Raw genomic sequence first — 6,239 nt, forward strand, 5'->3', positions numbered from 1 at the left:
CTTAATTCCAAATCTAACCGCAAAAGAAAATATACCTATACAATCTTAACTTGACACATTTTCATTGTTTCTAAAGCATTATTATGGCTTTGTGGACTGACTCCGGCACAAGCCTTGCTGTCAACGATTAATTCAATTTCAGGAAAATGTCCCTTTATCATCATAACATTTGTAACTACACAAATATCCGTACAGATTCCAATAAATTCAACACTTTCAATTTTTTCTTTTTCGTTTATACTCTTTATGTATTCGACTAAATCAACTGAACCAAAACTTGGTTTTTCAAAAATTTTACAATTTTCTTTGTAAACTCCTTCTTTAATTTTCCAGCCATCAGTTCCCTTTATGCAATGTTTCAAAGGAAGATTTCTTCCCTCTTGAGTATGTAAATAATTTTCATCATGAGTATCCATTGTATAAACAACTTCTCCGTCAAAATTTTCAATCTTTTCCTTAACATAAGGAATAATTTTCATTGCCTCCTTAGTTCCAAGTCTTCCGTCAACAAAATCATTTTGAATATCAACAACAACTAAAATTTTCATAAGCTCTCCTTTAAAAGTTTTTTATAAAAAAATCTAAATATTTTAATCAAATATAGTATATACGTAAAATTTACTTTTGTCAAATTAAAAAAATCTATTTGATACAAAATCTTTATAATATTTCAAAAAGATTATACTCAATATACATTCATTGAAAAATTGTGAAATTGCAACACCAACCAATGATAAATTAAAAATTTGTGTTAAAAATAGCATTAAGCTCAAGCTAAATATATTTACAATAGCCGTTACTTTTAACAAAAACATATTTTTGTTTAGCCCTTGCAATGCACATTTGTAAATATATGAAAACGAACTAAATAAATTTGCAATTAAGAAAAAAATTAAAAATTTTGTTGCTATGCCTTGTACCAAAATATCATCTGTAATTAATTTAGGCAAATAATACCTAAATACAAAAAATATTATACTTCCGAAGACAAACAAAATTGTTGTAATTTTTACAGAAATTTTTGGATATTCCATTAAATTTTTTGTATTATTTTCCCCTGAACTTATACTTATCAAACTCAAAGTTGCAGAACCATAAATATGTTTAAACGTAAATAAAAACATAATTAAATTAGTTATTATTGAATATCCTGCAAACTCGTTACTTCCTATCCTAATGACAATCATATTAAAAATTATCACAAAAATAGTTCCATCAAAAATTTCTTGCACCATAATAGGAAAAGCTAATTTTAAATGATTTAATCCATTTGTAAAATAGTTCTTTATCAATTTAAAATTCAAATTTAATTTTCTTTTTAAAACAAAAATATAAATCAAAAGATTAACAAACATTGAAAAAACCGTACTAAATCCAACCATAGTTATTCCAAGTTTCAAAAATCCGAATTTACCAAGAACAAATAAATAGTCCAATCCTAAATTTAAAACAGATGAAATTGTTGATGCTATTAAAATCCATTTTGTCATATTGAAAATTCTAAAATATGCACCAAAAGTGAATAGACATAATTGTAACAAAACACAAAATGCCATTGGATATGAGAACAAAATTCCCTGTTGTAATGTTTCTCCTGTTAAGTTGTAAAATATTTTTAAAAAATAAGTTTTTCCAACTAACATAAAAATCAAAAATAATATTCCCATAAAAATATTTATTGTAAGTGATGAAAAAAATTCAAAATTCAATCCATTTTCATCGCTCTGTCCCAACTTTTCACCCAATTTAGTATTTATAACTATTGCAGTTGCTCCTAAAACTCCACTTATTGTATATAATGTTGAAGAAATTAAATTTACAGCGTTAAAAGAAGGAGTTGAAACCCTAGCTACAATAGCAACATCGGACAACTCCAAAACATAACTAAAAATAAAATTTATCATAAGCGGAAAAGCAAATTGATTTAATTTAGATCTCCTATTTTCCATTTCTAACCTTTTTTCTTTAAATCTATTTCAAAATCGCAAGTTTCATCTGAACATTTTAATGCGTGTTTGAATCTATTTTTAACTTCTACTAAGAATTTTCCACATTTTTCACATTTTTTATCGGCTATCGGTTTATCCCAAATTGCAAAATCACAGTTCGGATAATTTTCACAACCATAAAAAACTTTTCTCTTTTTAGAAATTTTTTCGATTATTCTTCCGCCACATTTTGGACATTTTACATTTGTGTCCTTAACTTCTTTCTTTATATAATTACAATCCGGAAAACCACTACAACCGATAAATTTACCAAATTTTGTTTTTTTAACAACTAAATTTTTTCCACACATTGGACATTTTTCATCAAGGACTTCATCTTGTATTTTGTAATTTTTAGAATCTTTTTCAGATTTTTTCAAAAATGTTTCAAAAAAAGCGTAAAACTCAGAAATAACTTTTTTCCAATCTTTTTTATTTTCAGCTATTTCATCAAGTTTTTCTTCCATTTCCATTGTGAATTTTTCGTTTATAATTCTTTCAAAGTTGGAAACCAAAAACTTATTTACATTTTTTCCTAAATCTGTTGGAATAATTTTTTTACTTTCAATCACAATATAAAATCTACTTGTCAAGCTGTTAATGATACTTGCATAGGTACTCGGCCTACCGATTCCATTTTCTTCAAGTTTTTTTACAAGACTTGCCTCTGTAAAGTTTGCAACCGGTTTTGTAAAATGTTGACTTTTTTCTATTTTTTCAGCATTAATCACATCTTTATTTTCAAGTTTTGGTAATATTTCATCTTTTACATCACTTGAAGTGTATATTTTTGAAAAGCCGTCAAATAAAGTATATCTTCCACTTAGTTTATAAATACAATTATTTGAATTTAAAACTATTTGTGTACTTTCATAACTTTCTGATTTCATTTGAGATGCAACAGTTCTCTCCCAAATCAATTTATAAAGTTTATATTGATTAGCAGTTAAATAGTTTTTAATCTTTTGTGGACTTCTAAAAATACTACTTGGTCTAACACCCTCGTGTGCATCTTGTGAATTTTTCTTCTTTAGATTGTATTCATTACCTTTGCCAGCATAATTTTTCCCATAATTTTCTGTAATGTACTCAAGAGCCTCTGCAACAATTTCTGATGAAATTCTGGTTGAGTCCGTTCTCATATATGAAATCAAACCGACAGAACCGTCTTTCCCTACATTTATCCCTTCATATAGTTGTTGAGCAATGCTCATAGTCATTGAACTTGAAAAGCCTAATTTTCTTCCTGCCTCTTGTTGTAATGTACTTGTTGTAAAAGGCGGTTGAGGTTTTCTTTCTTTCTTTGTCTTTTTAACATCTTCTACAACAAAATTGTCCTTATCAGTTTTTTCTACAACTTTCAAAGCCTCTTGTTCATTTTTAATTTCTTTTTTTACTATCTTATTATTTTCATATTCTCCATAATAAAGAGATTTGAATTCAATATTTTGAACATCATGTATTCCTTCAATTTTCCAAAATTCTTCAGGAATAAAGTTGTCAATTTCTTCTTGACGCTCACAAATAATTTTTAATGTTGCAGACTGAACACGTCCGGCAGAAAGTCCACTCTTTATTTTTTTCCAAAGAATTGGAGAAAGTTTATATCCCACAAGTCTGTCTAAAACTCTTCTGGCTTGTTGTGAATTTACTAAATTCATATCTATTTTTCTTGAATTTTTAATTGATTCTTTGATACTATTCTTAGTAATTTCGTGAAATTCTATTCTATTGTTGCTGTTTATATCAAGGCCTAAAAGATAAGCAATATGCCAAGAAATCGCCTCTCCCTCTCTATCGGGGTCGGTTGCAAGATAAATATTTTTTGAATTTTTATAAAGCTCTTTTAATTCTTTAATCTTGCTTGCCTTTCCTCTAACATTTATATATTCAGGCTGAAAATTATTTTCTATGTCTATTCCCAATTTACTTTTAGGTAAATCTCTAATATGTCCAACACTTGCTACAACTTTATAATTACTTCCAAGCATTTTACTAACAGTTTTAGCCTTTGTTGGAGATTCTACTATAACTAAATTTTTATACAAAACTAACTCCTTACACAACTTTACTCATTGCAATATGTTCTATTCCAACTTCAACAAAAACATCATCATTATACTTAGAATAACCCAACATTTCATAAAATGTCATCGCATGATATTGTGCTGAAAATTTTATAGTCTTTTTTTCATCATTATTTTTAGAATTTTTTACAGTTTCTTCCATATTTATAAATAAAAATTTACCAACACCTTTTCCTCTGCAAGACTTTTTAACACAAGCTCTTCCGAAACGAACGACATTTTTATTAAAGTCCATAATTCTTGCAGTCGCTAAAATCTCTCCATCTTCAAAAACTCCAACATGTAGAGTGTTATTTAAACTATCTTTTTCGTCAACTTCATATTCAAGAGGAACTTTTTGCTCGTCAACAAAAACCTCTTCTCTTAAAGCAAAAGCAAGTTTTAATTCTTCTTTTGTTTTTAAAATTCTAAATTCCATAAAAATCACTCCATAACAATGTTATTTCTAATAAACTTCTTATATACTATAAAATTTACATAATTTTGTCAATATATTTTAAAATTTTTCCATTTTGAGCATAGTCGATTATTTTTAAAATCATAGATTTGGACACTCTTTGCGTCAGACCTACTTTTATTCGCATGCGAATAAAGTTAGGGCTAGAAAAAATGTGCCAAATTTTGGCACATTAATATTAGTCTTCTATTATATAGCTACTCACAATTTCTCCGTAATAAGCAGTATGGTAATCTTTGTTTGCACCATAAAATTCTCCTGATACATTTTCAGGATAATTTTTTTCTTTTATTTCTATCGGAATAGCATTTTCATCTTGTTTTTGTTTATAAACAACTTTACATTCTAAAGTTAAAGGTAATTCTTTAATCGCCGGAACATTTACAACACTCGGCTCAACTAAAGTTAAATTTAAGTCTTTAATTTTATCCATATCTCTGCCTGATTTAGTTCCACAAACTCCAATAATATGTTTATCAAAATCTTTTAGAAAAATATTTACAGTAAATTCTCCATTTTCATCAAGCAATTTTTTAGTAAAACGACTCTCTCTTACAAATGTTGTAAAAATAGGTCTATTCCATTCAATTCCCAAAGTTCCCCAAGAAATTGACATTGTATTAACTTTTTCTCCTGACTTTGTTGTAATTAAAACCCCTTTTTCAACTGCGAACATTATTTCTTTTGCATAATCAAAAACATTAATTTCTCTTTTCATAATTTTCTCCTAAATTGCTATTGGAATATTTTTTATTTGTTCTCCACATTTATAATTTTCTATGATTACATCGTCTGAAGTGAAATCATAAAAACTTTTTACGTCAGGATTTAAAGTAACCTTTGGTGCTGGAAATTTTTCTCTTGTGATAAGTTCTTTTACGATAGGAATATGTCTATCGTAAATATGAGCATCGGCAATAACATGAACAAGCTCTCCAACTTCTAAATTACATTCTCTAGCAAGCATGTGAATTAGCATCGCATATTGACAAACATTCCAATTATTTGCAGCCAAAATGTCTTGACTTCTTTGATTTAAAATTCCATTTAATTTTTTACCTGTAACATTAAAAGTCATACTATATGCACAAGGATAAAGATTCATCTCAGACAAATCTTCGTGAACATAGATATTTGTAATTATTCTTCTACTATATGGATTATTTTTCAAATCATAAATAACTCTGTCAACTTGGTCGAACATACCCTCTTTATATTTATGCTTTACGCCAAGCTGATAGCCGTACGCCTTTCCAATACTTCCGTTTTCATCAGCCCATTCATCCCAAACATGACTCTTTAAATCCTTTATATTATTAGATTTTTTTTGCCATATCCAAAGCATTTCATCAGTACATAATTTTATGGCTGTCTTTCTAAGTGTAAGCGCCGGAAATTCCTCTGCTAAATCATATCTATTAACAACACCAAACTTTTTTATAGTGTATGCTTTAGTTCCGTCCTCCCAAACCGGACGAACTTTCTCTCCCTTTGTGTCAACACCGTTTTCAAGTATGTCTTTACACATTGAAATAAATATATCATCTGCTCTGCTCATATTATTTATTCTCCTAAAAATTTATTATTATTATAAGAATACCATTTATATTAAATTTTTGCAATCGTAAAGAACCCATATTGTAAAATTAAGTTAGCCAGTAAGAATAGAAAAAAACATCTCAAAGAGGTATAATAGTAATTGACAAA

Annotated in this window: 6 protein-coding genes; all 6 read right to left on the minus strand. The window is 27.8% G+C overall.

Annotated elements, in window-relative coordinates:
• Positions 1-35: 35 nt before the first annotated feature.
• The 6 genes from IBJ83_RS02630 to thyA all read right to left on the minus strand — a co-directional run bounded on the left by IBJ83_RS02630 (position 36) and on the right by thyA (position 6,090).
• A complete protein-coding gene (locus IBJ83_RS02630; protein ID WP_201275206.1) occupies positions 36-548 on the minus strand; it encodes a cysteine hydrolase family protein in 513 nt (170 codons plus the stop codon).
• Positions 549-632: 84 nt separating this feature from the next.
• Positions 633-1,949, minus strand: a complete 1,317-nt coding sequence (locus IBJ83_RS02635) for an MATE family efflux transporter (protein WP_201275207.1) — start codon at positions 1,947-1,949, stop codon at positions 633-635.
• A 2-nt stretch (positions 1,950-1,951) separates the two neighbouring features.
• Positions 1,952-4,036, minus strand: a complete 2,085-nt coding sequence (topA, locus tag IBJ83_RS02640) for a type I DNA topoisomerase (RefSeq protein ID WP_201275208.1) — start codon at positions 4,034-4,036, stop codon at positions 1,952-1,954.
• A gap of 10 nt (positions 4,037-4,046) precedes the next feature.
• The gene (locus IBJ83_RS02645; RefSeq protein ID WP_201275209.1) at positions 4,047-4,493 is read right to left on the minus strand and encodes a GNAT family N-acetyltransferase; all 447 of its coding nucleotides are present in this window, start codon (positions 4,491-4,493) and stop codon (positions 4,047-4,049) included.
• A 217-nt stretch (positions 4,494-4,710) separates the two neighbouring features.
• Positions 4,711-5,250 (minus strand): flavin reductase family protein, encoded by a 540-nt coding sequence (locus tag IBJ83_RS02650; protein WP_068474554.1) that lies wholly within the window; start codon positions 5,248-5,250, stop codon positions 4,711-4,713.
• 9 nt (positions 5,251-5,259) lie between these two features.
• Positions 5,260-6,090 (minus strand): thymidylate synthase, encoded by an 831-nt coding sequence (gene thyA / locus IBJ83_RS02655; protein WP_201275210.1) that lies wholly within the window; start codon positions 6,088-6,090, stop codon positions 5,260-5,262.
• Positions 6,091-6,239 lie beyond the last annotated feature (149 nt).

It is taken from the genome of Parvimonas parva (assembly GCF_016552165.1).
In the GTDB taxonomy this organism is placed as follows: Bacteria; Bacillota; Clostridia; order Tissierellales; family Peptoniphilaceae; genus Parvimonas; species Parvimonas parva.